This window comes from Nitrospinota bacterium (genome assembly GCA_016217735.1).
GTDB lineage: Bacteria > Nitrospinota_A > UBA7883 > JACRGQ01 > JACRGQ01 > JACRGQ01.
Map to the genome: position 1 here is coordinate 32118 of JACRGQ010000021.1, position 17930 is coordinate 50047.

Annotated in this window: 16 protein-coding genes; 5 read left to right on the forward strand and 11 right to left on the reverse strand. The window is 60.0% G+C overall.

The window, feature by feature from the left end:
* Positions 1-2: 2 nt before the first annotated feature.
* From HZA03_03380 to HZA03_03405, 6 genes are all read right to left on the reverse strand, one after another.
* A complete protein-coding gene (locus HZA03_03380) occupies positions 3-695 on the reverse strand; it encodes a winged helix-turn-helix domain-containing protein (protein MBI5636996.1) in 693 nt (230 codons plus the stop codon).
* Positions 696-708: 13 nt separating this feature from the next.
* Positions 709-1392: a phosphate signaling complex protein PhoU gene (gene phoU / locus HZA03_03385; protein ID MBI5636997.1), complete on the reverse strand. Its 684-nt coding sequence runs from the start codon at positions 1390-1392 to the stop codon at positions 709-711.
* Between the two features lie 19 nt (positions 1393-1411).
* Positions 1412-2206 carry a phosphate ABC transporter ATP-binding protein gene (pstB, locus tag HZA03_03390; protein ID MBI5636998.1) on the reverse strand — a complete coding sequence of 265 codons (795 nt, stop codon included), beginning with the start codon at positions 2204-2206 and terminating at the stop codon, positions 1412-1414.
* A 222-nt stretch (positions 2207-2428) separates the two neighbouring features.
* On the reverse strand, positions 2429-4084 hold the full coding sequence (gene pstA / locus HZA03_03395; protein ID MBI5636999.1) for a phosphate ABC transporter permease PstA: 1656 nt from the start codon (positions 4082-4084) through the stop codon (positions 2429-2431).
* Complete coding sequence (locus HZA03_03400) at positions 4084-6408, reverse strand: ABC transporter permease subunit (protein ID MBI5637000.1); 2325 nt, start codon at positions 6406-6408, stop codon at positions 4084-4086. Before HZA03_03400 ends, pstA begins: the two co-directional genes overlap by 1 nt.
* A 95-nt stretch (positions 6409-6503) precedes the next feature.
* Positions 6504-7490 (reverse strand): PstS family phosphate ABC transporter substrate-binding protein, encoded by a 987-nt coding sequence (locus HZA03_03405; GenBank protein ID MBI5637001.1) that lies wholly within the window; start codon positions 7488-7490, stop codon positions 6504-6506.
* 335 nt (positions 7491-7825) lie between these two features.
* On the opposite strand from HZA03_03405, the gene HZA03_03410 reads away from it, so the two are divergent.
* The gene (locus HZA03_03410; protein MBI5637002.1) at positions 7826-8263 is read left to right on the forward strand and encodes a hypothetical protein; all 438 of its coding nucleotides are present in this window, start codon (positions 7826-7828) and stop codon (positions 8261-8263) included.
* Positions 8264-8353: 90 nt separating this feature from the next.
* Here HZA03_03410 and HZA03_03415 read toward each other — a convergent pair whose 3' ends face one another.
* From HZA03_03415 to HZA03_03435, 5 genes are all read right to left on the reverse strand, one after another.
* Positions 8354-9199 carry an RNA-directed DNA polymerase gene (locus HZA03_03415; protein ID MBI5637003.1) on the reverse strand — a complete coding sequence of 282 codons (846 nt, stop codon included), beginning with the start codon at positions 9197-9199 and terminating at the stop codon, positions 8354-8356.
* Between the two features lie 141 nt (positions 9200-9340).
* On the reverse strand, positions 9341-9766 hold the full coding sequence (locus HZA03_03420) for a four helix bundle protein (GenBank protein ID MBI5637004.1): 426 nt from the start codon (positions 9764-9766) through the stop codon (positions 9341-9343).
* 257 nt (positions 9767-10023) lie between these two features.
* Positions 10024-11355, reverse strand: a complete 1332-nt coding sequence (locus HZA03_03425) for an SUMF1/EgtB/PvdO family nonheme iron enzyme (GenBank protein MBI5637005.1) — start codon at positions 11353-11355, stop codon at positions 10024-10026.
* 369 nt (positions 11356-11724) lie between these two features.
* Entirely contained in the window at positions 11725-13503 is a 1779-nt protein-coding gene (locus HZA03_03430) for a phosphoenolpyruvate carboxykinase (ATP) (protein ID MBI5637006.1), read from the reverse strand.
* 65 nt (positions 13504-13568) lie between these two features.
* The gene (locus HZA03_03435) at positions 13569-14492 is read right to left on the reverse strand and encodes a radical SAM protein (protein MBI5637007.1); all 924 of its coding nucleotides are present in this window, start codon (positions 14490-14492) and stop codon (positions 13569-13571) included.
* Between the two features lie 16 nt (positions 14493-14508).
* On the opposite strand from HZA03_03435, the gene HZA03_03440 reads away from it, so the two are divergent.
* Genes HZA03_03440 through HZA03_03455 form a run of 4 tightly spaced genes read left to right on the forward strand, consistent with a single transcriptional unit; the run spans position 14509 to position 17871 of the window.
* The gene (locus HZA03_03440) at positions 14509-14679 is read left to right on the forward strand and encodes a hypothetical protein (protein MBI5637008.1); all 171 of its coding nucleotides are present in this window, start codon (positions 14509-14511) and stop codon (positions 14677-14679) included.
* 16 nt (positions 14680-14695) lie between these two features.
* Positions 14696-15634 (forward strand): methionyl-tRNA formyltransferase, encoded by a 939-nt coding sequence (locus HZA03_03445; GenBank protein ID MBI5637009.1) that lies wholly within the window; start codon positions 14696-14698, stop codon positions 15632-15634.
* 6 nt (positions 15635-15640) lie between these two features.
* On the forward strand, positions 15641-16951 hold the full coding sequence (locus HZA03_03450; protein MBI5637010.1) for a UDP-glucose/GDP-mannose dehydrogenase family protein: 1311 nt from the start codon (positions 15641-15643) through the stop codon (positions 16949-16951).
* Positions 16936-17871, forward strand: coding sequence for an SDR family oxidoreductase (locus HZA03_03455; protein ID MBI5637011.1), 936 nt, complete (start codon positions 16936-16938; stop codon positions 17869-17871). The genes HZA03_03450 and HZA03_03455 overlap by 16 nt, the downstream gene beginning before the upstream one ends.
* The last annotated feature ends 59 nt before the right edge of the window (positions 17872-17930 follow it).

Sequence of the window (17930 nt, forward strand, 5' to 3'; positions counted from 1 at the left end):
GGCTATGGCTCCACGCCGAAGATATAGCCGAACCCGCGGACGGTCTGGATATAGAAAGGTTTTTTAGGGTCTTTTTCAATAAGCGCCCGCAGGCGGCGGATATGCACATCAACGGTGCGGGGCTGTACGAAGGCGTCGTCCTTCCAGACGTTGGCAAGCAGGTCTTCGCGCGACCAGGCGCGGCCGGGGTGCAACGCCAAAAAGCCGAGTATCCTGAACTCATAAGGGCTGAGGTGAACCGGCTTGCCGTTGAGCTTGACGCTGACGGAATCGAAATCGATGGCGAGTCCCTTGCAGGCGAACAGCTTCGGGCCGGTTTCCGGCGCGGCGGCGCGGCGCAGCACCGCTTTCACGCGGGAGGCCAGCTCTTTCACGCTGAACGGCTTCATCACATAGTCGTCGGCCCCTATTTCGAGGCCGATGATGCGGTCCGTCTCGGAGGCCTTGGCGGAGACGATGATGACCGGCGCATGTTTCAACCGGTCGTCCCCTTTCATGCGGCGGAGCACATCCAGCCCCTGCATGCCGGGGAGCATGAGATCGAGCACCACCAATTCCGGCTTGAAGACGCGCGCCTGCGCCAGCCCCTCCTCGCCGTTGTGGCTGACCGCCAGGTGATGCCCCTCTTTTTCGAGGTTGTAGCGGATGAGGCCGCTGATGTCCCGTTCGTCCTCTATGACCAGTATGCGCGCCATGCCTCTCCGCGGCCTATTTGGCGGGCGGCATGTCCGGCTCGGTGTGCCGGACGATGCGCCCCTCGACCATGTAGATCACCATCTCGGCGATGTTGGTGGAATGGTCGGCGATCCGCTCGATGTACTTGGCGATGAACATGATGCGGGTGGCGCGGGCGATGGTGTGCGGGTCTTCCATCATGTAGGACAGCAGCTCGCGGAAAATCTGGTGCGTCAGCGCGTCCACCTGGTCGTCCTCGGCGCGCACCTGCTGGGCCAGCGCGGTGTTGCTGGTGACGAACGCGTCCAGCGCGTTTTTCAGCATGGAGGTGCAGCACTCGCCCATGCGGGGAATATCCAGGTACGCCTTCAGGCGCGGCTCGGAGGCCAGCTCCAGCACCCGCTCGGAGATGTTGACCGCCATGTCGCCCATCCGCTCGAGGTTGTCCACGATCTTGATGGCGGTGGTGACGAAGCGGAGGTCGGCCCCCATCGGCTGGCGGCGGGCCAACAGGTCGATGCACATTTCATCGATCTCCACTTCGGTCTTGTTCACCAGGTGGTCGCGGCTGATGGTCTGGTTCGCCAACTCGATGTTGTGATCCATCAATGCGGCGATGGCGTTGGAAACCTGCTCTTCGACGATGCCGCCGAGCCGGAGCACGCTCTCCTTGAGCGTCTGCAGTTCCTTGTCGAAGTGTCTGTCGTAGTGTGGCATTGTTGAACTTTCCTTTATCTCAGCCGAATTTGCCGGTAATGTAGTCTTCCGTGTCTTTCACGGAAGGTTTCTGGAATATCCTGCCCGTCACGTCCATCTCAAGCAGCTTTCCCATGTAGAAAAAGGCGGTGTAATCCGAACAGCGGGCCGCCTGCTGCAGGTTATGGGTCACGATCACGATGGTGTAATGCTCCTTCAGCACCTGTATGGTCTCCTCAATCTTCGCCGTGGAGATCGGGTCGAGCGCGCTGGCCGGTTCGTCCATCAGGATTATTTCGGGGTCGTTGGCCAGCGTGCGGGCGATGCAGAGGCGCTGCTGCTGGCCGCCCGACAGGTCGAGCGCCGATTTTCCCAGCCGGTCCTTCACTTCTTTCCAGAGGTCGGCCTGCTTGAGCGAGCGCTCCACGATTCCGGCAAGCGTTGCCTTGTCCTTCATGCCGCGCATCCGGGGGCCGAAAGCGACGTTGTCGAAAATCGTCATCGGGAACGGATTGCTCCTTTGGAACACCATGCCGACGCGCTTCCGCAGGGCCTCCAGCCGGACTCCTTCCCTGTAGATGTCCGAACCGTTGATGAGGATGTCCCCCTCCATGCGGGTGTTGAGGATCACGTCGTTCATCCGGTTGAGGCAGCGCAGCAGCGTGCTCTTGCCGCAGCCGGACGGGCCGATGAAGGCGGTCACCTTCTGGCGGCGGATGTCCATGCTGATGTCATACAGCGCCTGCTGGGACTGGTTGTAATAAAAGCTCAGCTTGCGCACATGCACGGCGACATCGCCGGCGGCATCAACCGGCGCGGTTATCGGTATATCCATATGTCCCTATTATCCACGATTCCCGATGTTAAATGAAGAAAACGGCGTGCTGGCGGCTTTGTCATGCTGAGCCAACGGCGAAGCATCTCTTTCCCTTCTTTTTTCCGGAAAGGGATTCTTCACTACGCTCAGAATGACAAAACCCGCGCCAATTCCGTCGGCCCCGCGGGCCGATGACACACAGGAATGTGTGTCTTACCGCCCCGCAGCATCGCCGCCGGTTCACAGCGCGGCCCCCTTGTAGGTCTTCCGCAGCCGGTTCCGCAGCACTATCGCCATGAGGTTCAGCGCCACCACGATGACGAGCAGCAGGCCGGTGGTTGTATACACCATCGGCTTGGCCGCTTCCACGTTGGGGCTTTGGAAACCGACATCGTAAATGTGGAAGCCGAGGTGCATGAACTTGCGGTCGAGGTGCAAAAAAGGCCAGCCGGCGTCCACCGGCAACTCGGCCACCAGCTTCACCACGCCGGTAATCATCAGCGGGGCCACCTCGCCGGTGGCGCGGCTGATGGCCAGAATAACGCCGGTGAGTATCCCCGGCATCGAGTTCGGCAGCACCACGTTCCACAGCATCTGCCATTTGGTGCTGCCCAGCGCCAACGCCCCCTCGCGGTTGGCGCGCGGCACCGCGGCCAGCCCCTCCAGCGTGGCGACCACCACCACCGGCACCGTCAACAGCGCCAGCGTGAGGGATGCCCAGAGAATGCCGCCGGTGCCATACGTCGGCTCCGGCAGCTTATCGGCGAAGAAAACCCGGTCGATGCCGCCGCCGACGAAGTAGATGAAGAAACCGAGGCCGAAAATGCCGAAGACGATGGAGGGAACTCCCGCCAGGTTGTTCACCCCCAGCCGGACGAGATTCAGGAACGGCCCCGGCTTTGCATATTCGTTCATATACAGGGCCGCCATCACGCCGAACGGCGCGCCGGCCAGCACCATGATAAACACCATCATCACGGTGCCGAATATGGCGGGGAACACGCCCCCCTCGGTGTTCGATTCGCGCGGCCAGGTCCAGAGAAAATCCCACACCTTGCCGGCGTAATGCCCCGCCTTGGCGAACAAACCCATCCGGTTCGGCAGGTAAAAGGCGCGCACATCCTTGAGCGGCAGTTTCTTCACCTGTCCGCCGGCAAGCATCACCTCAATCGCGCCGGCATCCTGCTCCGTCCGCAACGCCGCCAGCCGCTGTTCGGGAACGGTGATCGCATCCCCCAGCTTCAGCGTCAGCGCGTCATATTCCTTGTTGAGCCTTTCCAGTTTCAGTTCCGCCTCGGGGGTGCCGGCTTCGGGGCCGTCCTCCAGAAGGCGGATGTCCACTTCCAGCTTTGCCAGCGGCTGGCGGGCGTGCTCCACCTCCCCGGCGGCTTTTTTTATTTCCCCCTTAAGCTCCGCGGCGCGAGCGATCTTTTTCTCCAGCAGGGGATAAAAATCCAGCCCGGCGCGCACGATGGCCGTATCCCCCTCCCGCAGCGCTTGTATAAAACCGTGCAGATCGCCGTATTCGTTCCGTTCCAGCACGGCGGCGTCTTCGGGATACCCGCGCTTCTCGACGGCGGCATCGTCCACCCAGCGGAAATCGAGGCCGTACACATCGCGGTTGCCGATCTTGAGGAGCGAACGGGTGGCGGCGCCGGTTCCGGCGGCATGGAAAACGGTCTCGGTCTCCATCACCGGCCCCATCAGGCTGGAGCCGCCTTTCAGCGAAACCTGCGCCATCGGGGCGGGCCAGAAGTGCGTGGCCCCCTTGGCGAAAATAAGCCCCAGGAAACCGGTAACAATCACCAGCAGCGCCAGCACGGCCATGCCGCTGATCCAGATGAACGGCACCCCTTCGGCCCAGAATCCGCGATGGTATTCGTTCCGCTCTTCCATTAGAACCTCGAATATTTCCGCCGCAGCCGGTTGCTGATCAACCCGGCCAGCGTGTTAATGGCGAAGGTGAAGACAAACAGAATGAAGCCGACGAGAAAAAGGATGCGGTACAGGCTCCCCCCCACCGGCGCTTCGGGCATTTCCACCGCGATGGCGGCCGACATCGCCCGCATGCCGTTGAAAATGCTCCAATCCATGATCGGCGTGTTGCCGGTGGCCATCAGCACGATCATCGTTTCCCCCACCGCGCGGCCAAGCCCCAGCATGATGGCGGCGAAGATGCCGGGGCTGGCGGCGGGGAGCACCACATGGATGGCGGTCTGCCAGCGCGAGGCGGCCAGCGCGAACGAAGCCGACGTGAGCGACGGCGGCACAGCCGTGAGCGCGTCCTCGGAAATGGTGAAGATGATCGGTATCACGGCAAAACCGAGCGCGAAGCCGACCACCACGCAGTTGCGCGGATCGTATGCCAGCGTGAACGCATGATAGAGCCAGCTTTTAATGTCGCCGCCGAAAACGCCGGACTCCACGGCGGGGGCCAGCGCGATGCCGAGCGCGATCCCCGCGGCAAGCACCGGCAGAAGGCAGAGCAGTTCATAGCGCCCGCTGATGTCCGGCCGCTTGTGCCACGGCACGGCCCACATGGCCGCCACAAAAGCGAACCATGCCGCCGGCAGCGAGAACAGCACCATGAAAAATGCCATCAGGTGACGATCCATCAACGGCGAAAGCCACAGCCCCGCCAGAAAGCCGACCACCACCGAAGGAATCGCCGCCATCAGTTCGATGACCGGCTTTACGATATTGCGCAGGCCCGCCGGGGCGAGCTGCGACAGGTAGAGCGCCCCCAGCAGCGCGATCGGCACCGAAAAGACCATCGCATAGAGCGTTCCTTTCAGCGTGCCGAAGATAAGGGGCCAGATCGAAAACTTGGGTTCAAAATCGTCGGTGCCGCCGGTGGATTGCCACACGTGCGCGGGACCGGGGTACCCTTCGTACCACACCTTGCTGAACAGGGTATTGAACGTGACATCCGGATGATGCGCCCGCAACGCATAGTCGTACAGCACGCCATCCCCTTGCAGCGCGATAATGCCGTCGGATTTCGGCGTGAAGGCCGCCAAAGGCTTGCCGTTTTGCAACGCCGCCACGGGATAGCTTTTCCCGGTGGTGGAGTAGTGGTACGTCAGGCCATTGGCCGCGGCGGTGACAAACCCCTTGTCGCGCGGCGAGGGGGCGATGGCCGCCACCGCCGCGCCGTGCGGGGCGAACCCGCGCACCTTCAGGTATCGCATCCCCACGGGGGCAAAGGAGACATCCGGATTGGCGCCGCGCTGGCCGGCGTAATTGCGGTCGATGATTTCCCGTTCTTCGCCGGGCTTAAGAATGACGCCGTGCGCGCGATCCAGCGCCACCTTCTCCGCGCCGCCGTTTTTGGCGATGATGTGGCGCACGGGGAACCACTCGGATACATCCCCTTTTTCATCGCCGATAACCAGCGCTTCGTCCCCGTTCAAAAAGCCGAGCGCGGTAATGGCGGCGGCGGAAGCCTTGAAATTTTCGGCGTTGCGCGGCTGCCCGTTTTCAATGTCGAAGACGTAGACCATGCCGTCGGCCGCGCCGGCGATAAGCTGCCGTCCGGTGGTCCTCATGGCGAGGGCCGTGATCCGCGCCCCCCCCGCGTCGGCGGGCGCGATGTTGGAATCGCCGTTTTCGCCCACGGACAGCAGAACCAGCGCGCCGTCGTCTTTCACGGCGGCGATGCCGATGCCGCCGTTTTCGTCCACCGCGCCCGCGGCAAGGCGCACCGGACGCCGCGCGGGATCGATTTGGTAAAGCTGTTCGCCGTTGCGCACGCTGTGGGTGACGGCCCGCGCCGCGCCGCTGAAATCGGCGGCATAGCGCACTTCGGTCGTTCCCGCCTTGCCGTCGGCGGTGCCGAAGGCAATCCAGTTGCGTTTGAGCGCGCGGCTGGCGGCGGTAATTTTGTTTCCGGCCAGCGCGGGGTTCGGAATGCTTTTCAGCGCTTCGCCCGTCTTGAGGGAAAGAAAATCGACCGCGCCGGTCTCGTTCAGCCGGAATGCGGTCTCGCGGTATTCATCGGCGCCGACGGCCATGCCCGCCGCGGGGGAAAGGCGCTGGCTGGCCGCCCATTGGGAGGAAACCTCCGCCTCGGGGGCATAAAACAGGGGCAGCATCTCGAAAAAAATGAAAAGCATGATCGCCGCGACCGAAAGAATGACCGTCATCCCGCCCGCCGTTATCAGATAACGGGCGATGCGGTCTTTCAGCAGAACCGTTTTTTCGTGCTTATCCGGACTCATGCCACCCCTTTTTCAACCACGCTTATACCTCAGACCGCAAAACAACACAACGCCGGCGGCCTCGCGGCCCCGGCGTTGTGCGCGGCTGTTCTTACTTACTTAAGCTGCTTGAGCATCTCCTGCGCCATTTCGTACGGCAGCGGCAGGAAGCCGTCTTTTATCACTATCTCCTGCCCTTCCCTGCTAAACACAAAGCGGAGGAACTCCTTCGCCACCGGGTCAAGCCCCTTCTTGGGGTCTTTCGCCACATAGACGTTGAGGTAGCGGGCCAGCGGGTATTTGCCGCTGTAGACGTTATCGGCCGAGGTGTCATACACCGGATCGCCGTCCTTCACCGCCAGCGGCACAGCGCGCACGCCGGAGGTCACATAGCCGATGCCGCTGTAGCCGATGGCGAAGCGGTCTTCGCTCACCCCTTGCACCACCGAGGCGGAGCCGGGCTGTTCTTTCACGGAATCCTTGAAATCGCCTTTATCAAGCGCATGCTCCTTGAAGTAGCCGTAGGTGCCGGACGCGCTGTTGCGGCCGAACATCACGATAGGCTTGCCGGCATATTGGCCGGCGAGACCGATCTGGCCCCACGAGGTGATATCGGCCGCCGCGCCCCGCTTGCGGGACTTGCCGAAAATGGCGTCCACCTGCATCAGGGTGAGGCTCTTGACCGGGTTATCCTTGTTCACGAATAACGCCAGACCGTCCACCGCCACTTTAAAACCGGTCGGCTTGAACCCGCGCTTGGCTTCAAAATCGTCCGTCTCCTTCGATTTCATGTCGCGGCTCATCGGCCCAAGCTGGGCCACCCCTTCGGTGAGGGCGGGCGGCGCGGTGCTGGAACCTTTGCCTTCGATCTGGATATTCACATCCATGTATTGCTTTTTAAAACCTTCCGCCCAAAAGGTCATCAGGTTGTTCAGCGTGTCGGAACCGACGGAGTTCAGGTTTCCCTTGATCCCCTTCGCCTTGTGATAGGCCGTATAGCGGCTGTCCACCTTCACCGGTTCGGCATGCGCCGCCGGAGCCGTCAATACGATACCACCAGCGACGGCGACCGCCATCGCGACACCTTTCAGAATCCGTTTCATTCAGGCTTCCTCCATAAGGTTTTTGGCCGGGGGTCATTCCCCACGCTCTTCCGTCCCGCGGTGCGGTTCGGCATGGCGCCAACTCTACCGGAGCGCGATTACACCCTTGTTAACGAAATATTAAGATTCCGTTAAGATGCATCGGCCATAACGCTTTATTATCCAACAAGTAATAATGACGCCTATGCCGCCAATCGGCCCAACGAGCCGGAAAGCGGGAGTGGGAAAAACTTGCCGGTTTGACGCGGGGGATAAGGCAAAGTAGTCTATCAAGTGAAAAGAAGCGCCGCCCGATACGTTTATGTAACAGCGGAATTTATTAAGAAGGTAACCAAATGAAAATAGATGGTATCAATCCCACGGGCAAACCGGGCCAGGAACCGAAAAAAACCGATAAAGTATCGGGCGAGGCGTTCGACTCATTTCTGAAAAGCGCCATGGGAACGGGCCAGGCCGCGCAGGCCAAACCGGTAACCGGCCCCGCGCCGGTGATGCACCCGCAGTTGGTGATGGGGCAGACCCAGAACCCCTTCCAGACCGAAGCGGTGCGCCAGCTCGACGCCGCGCTGGGCGATCTGGAACTCTACCGCAATACGCTGGGGAACCCCGACGTGCCGGCAAAGCAACTGGCCCCGATGGCCGACATGCTGATGCAGAAGAAGGATGCGCTGGTGGCGCTGATGGGCAAGACCGACGACCCGAAGTTGAAAGAGCTCATCTCGCAGACCGCCGCGGTCATCCTGAACGAAAACTCCCGCCTCTATTCCAACTAAACCCACTTTCCTCCCCTTTTCAAGGGGAGGTGCAGGAGGGGTTGAGGTATCTTTCACCAAGCCTGATTTATCAGGACAACGGCTATTACTTTAACCCCGCATCAATCCTCCCCTTTTAAAGCGAAGGCTCGGGATGGCGTTCGGTTTCAGACGCAACCGCAACCCATGCAGTTCAGGCTCTATCTCGCGGCACGCTTTCCAGAGCATGTCCTTTGATTCGCCGAAAAGCGCCATATCATCCATGTAGCGGATGTACCCGCTCCCCGGAAAACGGGACTTGATGAAATGGTCAATAACGCTCAAATAAATGTTGGCGAAAAGCTGACTGGCCAGATTTCCGATTGGAATCCCCCTGCGCCTCTCAAAAGGAGTAAAGAGCGTATCGCCTGGAAAGTGAAAACCAGCCTCGTCCTGGGCGTTTGAAGTGTCTATGATAAGGTCGATAAGCCAGAGGGTTTTGGGGCATTTTATTTTTCGCCGTATTGCGGCCTTCAGCAATGCGTGGTCTATCGAGGGGAAATACTTCCTCATATCCAGTTTCAGAACATATGGATATTTCCGCGCATATTCGGTAAAGCGCGCAACGGCGCGGTGTGTGCCCTTGCCCTTCCGGCAGGCATAACTGTCAAAAATGTGCGTCCTGTCGAAAATTGGCTCTATCACCGCGCACAGTGCATGTTGCGCCACCCGGTCGCGGAACGGGGCGGCGCTGATTGTGCGCGGCTTCGGCTCATAGATGGTGAACTCGAAATACGGCCCCGGACGGTACTGCATGGATTCGAGATCGTGTTTCAGGCGCAACAACTCGTTTTCAAGGTTGTATTCAAACCGCGCAACCGGGTTGGCGAACCTCTTTCCGCGCCGCGCCCGGCGGCTGGCCTCCAGCAAGGAACGGAAGGAAACAATTTCCTCAAAGAGATTGCCGTGCCGTTTCATTCTATTTTCATTCCCTAAAGATTTATCCGCAGATTACACAGATGTACGCAGATTTAATTGCAGCCCCTCCGCGCTCCTCCCACACCCATTACGAAAGTATCTTCCCAATCAGCGACAATCAGCGTAATCTGCGGATAGATACTACTGTTTCCCCGTTTTCTTCAGCCAGCCGCCGATGTACACTCCGATGCCGTTGATGGCCTCCGCCGCGTACTCGTATCGCCTGAAATCCAAAAGCTTAGGGAGCGGCGGAAGAGTATTGCCGCAATGGAGCGAAGCGGAATCAGCGGCGTGCAAACCGCCGCGGAAACCCGCTGTAGCGGGGAGGTCTTTGCACAACCGCACCATATAGCGAAGCTTTTCAAGTTCGATATTGGCGGTCTTAAGAATTTCCCGCTTCTCCTTGCTGAATCGTGCCTCAATAAGTTGACCGCAGACATCCAGAAGGCAGTTCTGCATCCGGTCACCAAGAATGAACCGATAATCGCGGGGGAATTTCCCGATATGCGGAAACAACCAGAGCATGAGGTCATAGGTTTTGGTTAGCGCGTCTTCCTTCTCGCCCATAACATCCCCAAAAAAAACCGCTGTCGGCCCGGGAACGCGGGCTTCCAGCCCGCAAAGGAGCGGGCAAGATGCCCGCGCTCCCAGGAAAAAAATCCGAGGCCCTTACGGGCCGGTAGAATAAACTAAAACGTAAGGAGCCGCGGAACAACAAAAGCCGCATGCCATGCAAAGCATGGCATCAGCGGCGTACTCTCCGCGGCGGAAATCCCCTTCAAGGGGAAAAGGGTAAAAGGGTAAGGGTGCAAAGTGTAAGGAGATTAGTACTGGGAACAACGGAACCCGATATAGTTGTACCGAATGACGGGGTCGTAGTTGAACCGGAGGGCGGCGCGGAGATAAAACGCACTAGCGAACCACGAACCGCCGCGAAGAACGCGGTACTTCTTGCTGTCATCGTACCAACTATCCGTCCACTCCCACACGTTACCGCTCATGTCATACAACCCCAAGCCATTAGGCTTCTTCCCCCCCACAGGGTACGTCTTATTACCGGAGTTTTTATCGTACCAGGCATAGTCGCCCAGTTCACTTTCATTGCTCGTCCCGGCATATACGTTCTTCCCACCTTCGCTCGCCGCGTATTCCCACTCCTTCTCCGTCGGCAGACGTTTCCCAACATTCTGGCAATAGGCTACCGCTTCATCCCAATTCACCAGTTCCACCGGGCAAGTCGGACATCCTTTAAAATTCGAGGGGTTGCTTCCTATAACCCGCTCGTACGCCTCCTGCGTTACCTCCGTCTTGTCCATATAAAAACCGCCATCCCCCTGTTTCACGAAGACCATTCCGGGATGCTTCGTCTCTTCTTCAGCGGTCGCCTTCTCTGCGGCCACCTTGTCCGCAGCCGCTTTCTCAGCAGCAATCTGCGCAGGGGTTTTCTCCATCCGCCGCTTCGCCAATGGTGCAAATGTCCCTTTAGGATAGGATTCCAGATATGCGGCGAAATCAGCCGCATTTGTACTGTCCTTAATGCTGTTCCAGAAGGCAATCTCCGCATCATTGCCGCCCGCCCCCTTGGCCGCTTGCGTAGCCGCCGCTTCCACGGCAGGCTGGGCGGCCCCGCCGCCCGCAAGCGTCTGGAGCAATCCCATCACTTTAAACTCATTGCATCCTTCACAGGGTTTCTGCTCGGCAAATACGGACTTTTCCTCTATGACGTCATTAATGGTAAGGGAAATTGAATACCCGCCGCCGGTCTTCCGTATATTAGCGATTGCCACAAACGGATAGCCCTCTTTCGTCTGGAACGCCAGCGCCACATCCTGAAGGCACTTTGTCTCGTCGCACTCTTTGCCCGCCTTCGCTTCGGCGCTACGCTTCTTGTAGACATCATTCACCTTTTCCAAAACCTTCTGGCCGGAGTAGACCACATACTTCTCGGAAAGGCTTTTAACCAGCGCCGCCTCATACTGCGTCATCTCATCCTGCGGAATGTCCTTCGTCGGCCTCAGCGGCATTAGCACCACCGCATCCTTCATTTCCTTTTTCACTTCCTTTGCCGCCGCCTTTTTCTCCGCCGCGTAAGAAGAAAGTGTCAACAGCGGCAGCAAAAGCACAATCAGCGCGAACACACGCCAAACGCTCTTCATCTTTTCTCCATAATTATTTCGTAACATATTACAGGATGGGTTGCACCGGTGTCCAATAGATGCGGGATATTTTCGAAAGACCAGCGGCACGAACCACTGCCGGGTGCGACAGCGGCCTACAGGCCATCTCCGGCGCGGATAGTAAGAGCAATTCCGCGCCTCCCATCTTGTCGCACGTTGGCGCAACGCGCCAAACAGGGTCGGCCCTCATCACGGGCGCGTATTCCCATGCCCTTGGCGGAGTCTCTTAGAGGACTCCGCCGGGAAAGAACAAGAGCAGGGGGCAAGCCCCCTGCTCCCCGAACCCCACCTCAATCCTCCCCTCACATGAGGGGAGGAAAGAAATCCGGGTTCAGGGAAACTGTTTTTTTATAGCGGGCACTTCAGGGCGGCGCGGAGCGCGCCGATGACCTTTTCGTCGATGCTGTTCTTTTCCATGTGGTCGATGCGCCACTTCAGCCGTGCGTGGAACAGCGCCTGGTGGCTTCCCCGGTGTTCCTTCGCCAGGACGAACTTTTTATCGTAGCCGGGATAGAACTCCTCCATGCTCCCCGGCGCGGGTATCTTGGCTCCCGGCAGCATATCCCAATCCACCCACTTGATTTTGTTCGCGGCGATCAGCGGGTAGAGGATGATGGAAAGCTCTTTCGGGATGTCGGTCTCTTCTTTGCGCGCCTCCGCCTCATCGTTGATGAAAAAGCCGCCGGTGTTGAGCAGCAGCCCCTTGATCTTGTGCTTGTTCACGCACTGGAGGAACACCGCGCATTCCTTGCTGTGCGGCCAGATGCCGAAGGGATTCGCGCCCGGCGAGATTTTCAGCTTGCCCAGTTCGGCCAGCGAGATGTTCTCGGCGGCGGTGCTTTTGGTGGAGAGGGTGATGTAAAGCGCCGCCTGCAGGTACGGGTCCTCGATCAGCGTCAGCGGCCCGAAGGTGTTGTCCTTCTGGATGGTGCAGATGTACGACGGGGCGGGGGTATCCAGCCGCAGCGGGTCGGCCCCCGGCAGGTGGTGGCGGTTGCTGATGCAGCGGCCGTTCTTTGTGTACACATCCATGTAGTACGGGATGCGCTCGCCATGCTGATTCACGATGACGAGGGCGTTCTCGGCGCTTTGCACCGTCTTTTCCCAAAAGCTGCCCGGCTTGTATTCGTCGGTCTTGTTGTAAAGCGAGCTTTCAAGGCCGCTGGTCTCGTTCGCGTCCATCTGCACCACGATGGCGTCGTCGTTCCCCAGTTCGGTATCCTTCAGCCACCCTTTTTCTATGAACTCCTTATGATAGGCGTTGCCGAGCGACGACTTGCCGGAGCCGGAAAGGCCGATGGTGACGAACGACACTTTTTTGCCGTCCGGCAGGACGAGGCTCTTGCTGCTGCCGTGTATCGGCATGCCGATACCCTTGCTGAGGAACGCGCTCCAGATGAGGGAGAGCGCCCCCTTCTTGCATTCGCCGAAGTAGTAGTTCCCCAAAAGGAAAGCGACGTTGTTCTCGGCGTCGAAGATCATCTTGATGCGGGGCGGCTCGGGGTCGCGCTTGACCTGCTCCCTGTCGTGCGGATTCACCCGGTTTTTCCACGACAGCCAATCGGGGTTCACCCAGTCGGGATGCGAGATGACCCTGATGTTCTTGAATCCGAGCGGCTTGCTTTCGCGATACACGCGGCGCGCCTCGTCGCTCGCCGGCACGAAGTTCAGGACGAAATCGAGCGCGTGCTTGGCATACTTCGACGGCACGAGAAAATCGCATTCCCCCATCGCGTTTTTGCTCCGGCCGAAGTAGCAGCGCACCGCCAGCATGTCAATGGGGAGCATCTCGCGCACCACGTTCTTTATCAAACGGGTGATCGACTCCATCTCGTCGGCGTTGCGCTTGTCCATCACGATGCGGGCCCAGGGCGAGCGGCCGGTATCCTGCCCGGTGATGCTGACGAGTATCTTGTTGTTGGTCGGAAAAAGCCCGACCCCTTCCACGTCGGACATCAACGCATCGGTCACCACGGTATTCGGCTGCTGGCAGGCCAATTCGTAGGCGATGTTGATGCCGCCATGCCGGGTGTGCGGCGAACTGAAAAGCTGTATGGCGGCGGCCTCGAGGACGCTGCCGACGTTGATAAGTCCCTGTTCGTCGATCTTCGTGGAAATGGTGCTCATGGTACTTTTACTCTCCTTTTGGCAACAATGACGGCGCTATCACGGTAAACCCGCTGGCGCCCAGTTTATTCCATATCCGCGCCGGACGCCAAATTATCGTCTTCCTGCGCCCAGCCGTTTTCCAGCCCGCTGGCCGCCAGAATGCCCAGCGCGGCCCCCGCTTCGTCGGCGCTTAGGCGGCGGTTGATCGGGAAAAACCGCGATGCCTTGTGGGCGGGAAAGTATTGCGTCATGAAGCTCACGGTGGCCGCCGGCCCGAACCGCCGGCGTATCCGGTCAAGGATCAAACGGGTTTCCTCCAGATGCCCCGGCATCACCAGATGCCGGATGATGACCCCCCGTTCGCCGCTGAAAGGCCCCACCTGGCGCAGCATCTCATCGATAACCGGTTCGATGAGGGCGGGGTAATCCTCCGCGCGGGAATACCGCTTGGCCAGCGCCGGGGAAATATAGCGGTAATCGCAAAGGTAGATGTCCACGAACCCTTCCAGCAGCCGGAGCGTCTCCAGCCGTTCGTAGCCCGACGTGTTCCAGACCACCGGAATGGAAAGCTCCTTGCGGCGGGCGAGGTACACGGCGTGGGCCGCCTGCGCCGCGTAATGGGTGGGGGTTACGAAGTTGACATTGTGCGCCCCCTCTTTTTGCAGGCGCAGCATTCCGTCGGCAAGCTGGGCGGCCGTCATGTCCCGCCCCACCTGCATCCGCGAAATCGGACAGTTTTGGCAAAAGACACAGCGCATGTTGCAGTTGCTGAAAAACACGGTGCCGCTGCCGCGTGTGCCGCTGATCGGCGGCTCTTCCCCGAAATGGCGGGTGATGCTGGCCACGCGGGGGCGGACGCCGGAGCGGCAGACTCCCCGCGCGCCGCGTGTACGGCGGGTGGCGCATTCGCGCGGGCAAAGGCGGCACTCCCCCATCAGGCGGTAGAGCGCTTTCACACGCATTCGCGCTTCGGCTTTTTGCGGCGGTTGTATGACGGTGCTTGGCATATTACAATCTTTTAGAATGAACGAGATGATACCCCATTTCCCCGCCGCACCCAAGGGGAGCGGCGCGGGGGTTGTGGCTCAACCCCAAATTAAATCAGCAATACGCAAAAATTGTCATTCCCGCGAAAGCGGGAATCCAGAAAGTTTTAAGGAAAAAACACTGGGTGCCGGGTCAAGCTCGGCATGACAAAGGGAGGCGGAGCATGAAGATAATTTTTTTGGGTACGCCAGAGTTTGCGGTCCCCACATTGGAAAAGCTGCACGCGGAGGGGCATAAGATACTCCTCGCGGTTTCGCAGCCGGATCGCCCCGCCGGCCGCGGCCAAAAAGTGCGTCCAACCCCGGTGGCGGTGAAGGCGGCGGCGCTGGAAATTCCGGTCTACCAGCCGGAAGACGTCAACGCCGAAGAAGCGTTGAAAAAAATCGGCGCGCTGAAACCCGACGTTATCGTGGTGGCCGCCTTCGGGCAGTTTTTGAAAAAGCGGTTCCGCGAGCTGGCTCCGCGCGGCTGTCTCAACGTTCACGCCTCGCTGCTGCCGAAGCTGCGCGGCGCCGCACCGATCAACCGCGCGGTGATGGGAGGGCACACCACGGCGGGGGTGACCATCATGAAGATTGAAGCGAAAATGGACACCGGCGATATGTACCTGAGAGGGGAAGCCCCCATTGGCCCGGAAACCACGGCGGGGGAACTTCATGACCGGCTGGCGGTCATCGGCGCGAATCTGATGGCCGAAACGCTCCGGCGCATCGAGGCCGGAACCATATACCCCGTGCCGCAAAACGAAGCCGAAGCGACCCACGCCCCGAAGATCGCGCCGGAAGAGCGGCGGATCGACTGGAGCCTTCCCGCCACCGCGGTGGACCAAAAAATCCGCGGCCTCTCCCCCGCGCCGGGCGCATTCACTTTTTACAAGGGAGCGCGGCTGCAAATCCTCCGCTCCCACCTTGCGGCGGAGGGGGCGCGGAAGGCGTCCGGCACGGTGACGGCGCTGAAATCCGGCTATTTTGAAGTGTCCGCCGGAAATGGTACAGTGGCGCTTCTTGAAGTGCGCGCCGAGGGAAAAAAGGCGATGAACGCCGCCGAGTGGGCGCGCGGGGCGCGAATCCAAATTGGGGACCTTTTTGAGCATGGCCTGTAACCGCATATGAACATCTGCGTAATCGGCACGGGATACGTCGGCCTGGTGACCGGCACGATATTCGCCGAACTGGGCAACGACGTCATCGGCGTGGACAAAATCGCGGAGAAGATAGACCTGCTTAACCGCAACGTCATGCCGATCTACGAGCCGGGGCTTGAAGAGCTGGTGGAGCGCAACCGGAACGAGGGGCGCCTGAAGTTCACCACCGACCTCAAAACGGCCGTCGAGAACAGCGAGATCATCTTTATCTGCGTCGGCACGCCGCAAAAGAACGATGGCGAGACCGACCTTTCGTTCGTCGAGTCCGCCGCCGCGGAGATCGCGCGGCACATGAACGGCTACAAAATCATCGTGAACAAAAGTACGGTGCCGGTCGGCACCGGCGACCTCGTGAGCCGCATCGTCAAAGGCGCATGCAAGGCGGGGCACAGCTTCGACGTCGTCTCCAACCCCGAGTTTCTGCGGGAAGGGCAGGCGGTGCAGGACGCGCTGAACCCCGACCGCATCGTGATCGGCGCGCCGCGCAAGGAGGTGGCCTTCAAGCTGCTGGAACTGTACGCCTCGCTGCAGGCGCCGATGCTAATCACCGACGTGTGCAGCGCGGAGATCATCAAATACGCCTCCAACGGTTTTTTGGCGATGAAGATATCGTTCATCAACGCCATCGCCAACCTCTGCGAAACGGCGGGGGCGGACGTGGACGACGTGGCCAACGGCATCGGGCGCGACCACCGTATCGGCCGCGCGTTTTTGAATTCCGGCCTCGGCTACGGCGGCTCGTGCTTTCCCAAGGACGTGAAGAGCCTCATTCACACATCGTCGAAGCTCGGTTACGAATTTGACCTCCTCAAGGACGTGGTGGCGGTCAACGAGGGCCGGGTGGACCGCTTCCTCGCGATGGTGACGCGCCGCTTCCCGGATATGAAGGGAAGAACCTTCGCCGTGCTCGGCCTCGCCTTCAAGCCGAACACCGACGACATGCGCGAGGCGAAGTCCATCGAGATCGTCGCCAAGCTTCTGGCCGCAGGCGCGAAGGTGAAGGCATTCGACCCGGTGGCGATGAACGCGGCGAAACCGCTGCTGCCGGCGGCGGTGGAGTACTGCCAAAACGCCTACGATGCGTGCGCGGGAGCCGATGCCCTGCTGGTGGTGACCGAGTGGCGCGAATTCAAGTTCCTCAACCTGGAGCGGGTCAAAGGCTCCATGAAACATCCGGTTATTTTTGACGGGCGGAGCATGTACGACCCCGCCCGCAAGGAGCGGCTGGGCTTTGAGTACTACCGGCTTGGAAAAGGCAAATGGCCAAAATCCTGATCACCGGCGCCGCCGGCTTCCTCGGTTCGCACTTCACCGGCCGGATGCTGGCCGACGGCCACACCGTGACGGGGGTGGACAATTTCATCACCGGCGGCCGGCGGAATCTCGCGCACCTGCACAACGATCCGCGCTTCGATTTCATTGAACACGACATCACCAAAGGTCTCGATATCGCCGGAGACGTCGACTGCGTGGTGAACATGGCTTCGCTGGCCAGCCCCGTCGATTACTCCAACCATCCGCTTGAAACGCTGCTGGTTGGTTCCGCCGGTTCCCATCACTGCCTCGAACTGGCCAAGCGCAAGGCGGCGGTCTATTTCTTCACCTCCACGTCGGAAGTGTACGGCGATCCGGACATTTCGCCCCAGCCGGAAAGCTACTGGGGAAACGTGAACCCGGTTGGGGTACGCTCCTGCTACGACGAATCGAAACGGTACGGCGAAGCGCTGACGATGACATACTTGCGCAAGGGATGGGTGGATACGCGCATCGTGCGCATCTTTAACACCTTTGGCCCGCGCATGCGGGCCAACGACGGGCGGGCCGTGCCGAACTTCATCATGCAGGCGCTGCACAACAAACCGCTCACCGTCTACGGCGACGGCTCGCAAACCCGCAGCTTCTGTTATGTGGACGACCTGGTGGACGGCATGGCCCGCCTGCTTTTCTCGAAGGTCACGCAACCGGTGAACATCGGCAACCCTAACGAAATGACCATCCTGCAAATGGCGCGGCAGATCAAGGAAACACTCGGCTCAAAAAGCGAGATCGTTTTCAACCCGCTGCCGGGGGACGACCCCAAACAGCGCCGCCCCGATATTACCCTGGCCCGTTCGCTGCTCGGCTTCGAGCCGAAGTGGACGCTGGCGGACGGCTTGGCGAAAACCATCGAGTTTTTCCGCGCCGCGGCCCGCTGATAACGCGCGCTGTCATCCTGAGCACCGCGAAGAATCCCTTTCCGGAAAGGGATTCTTCG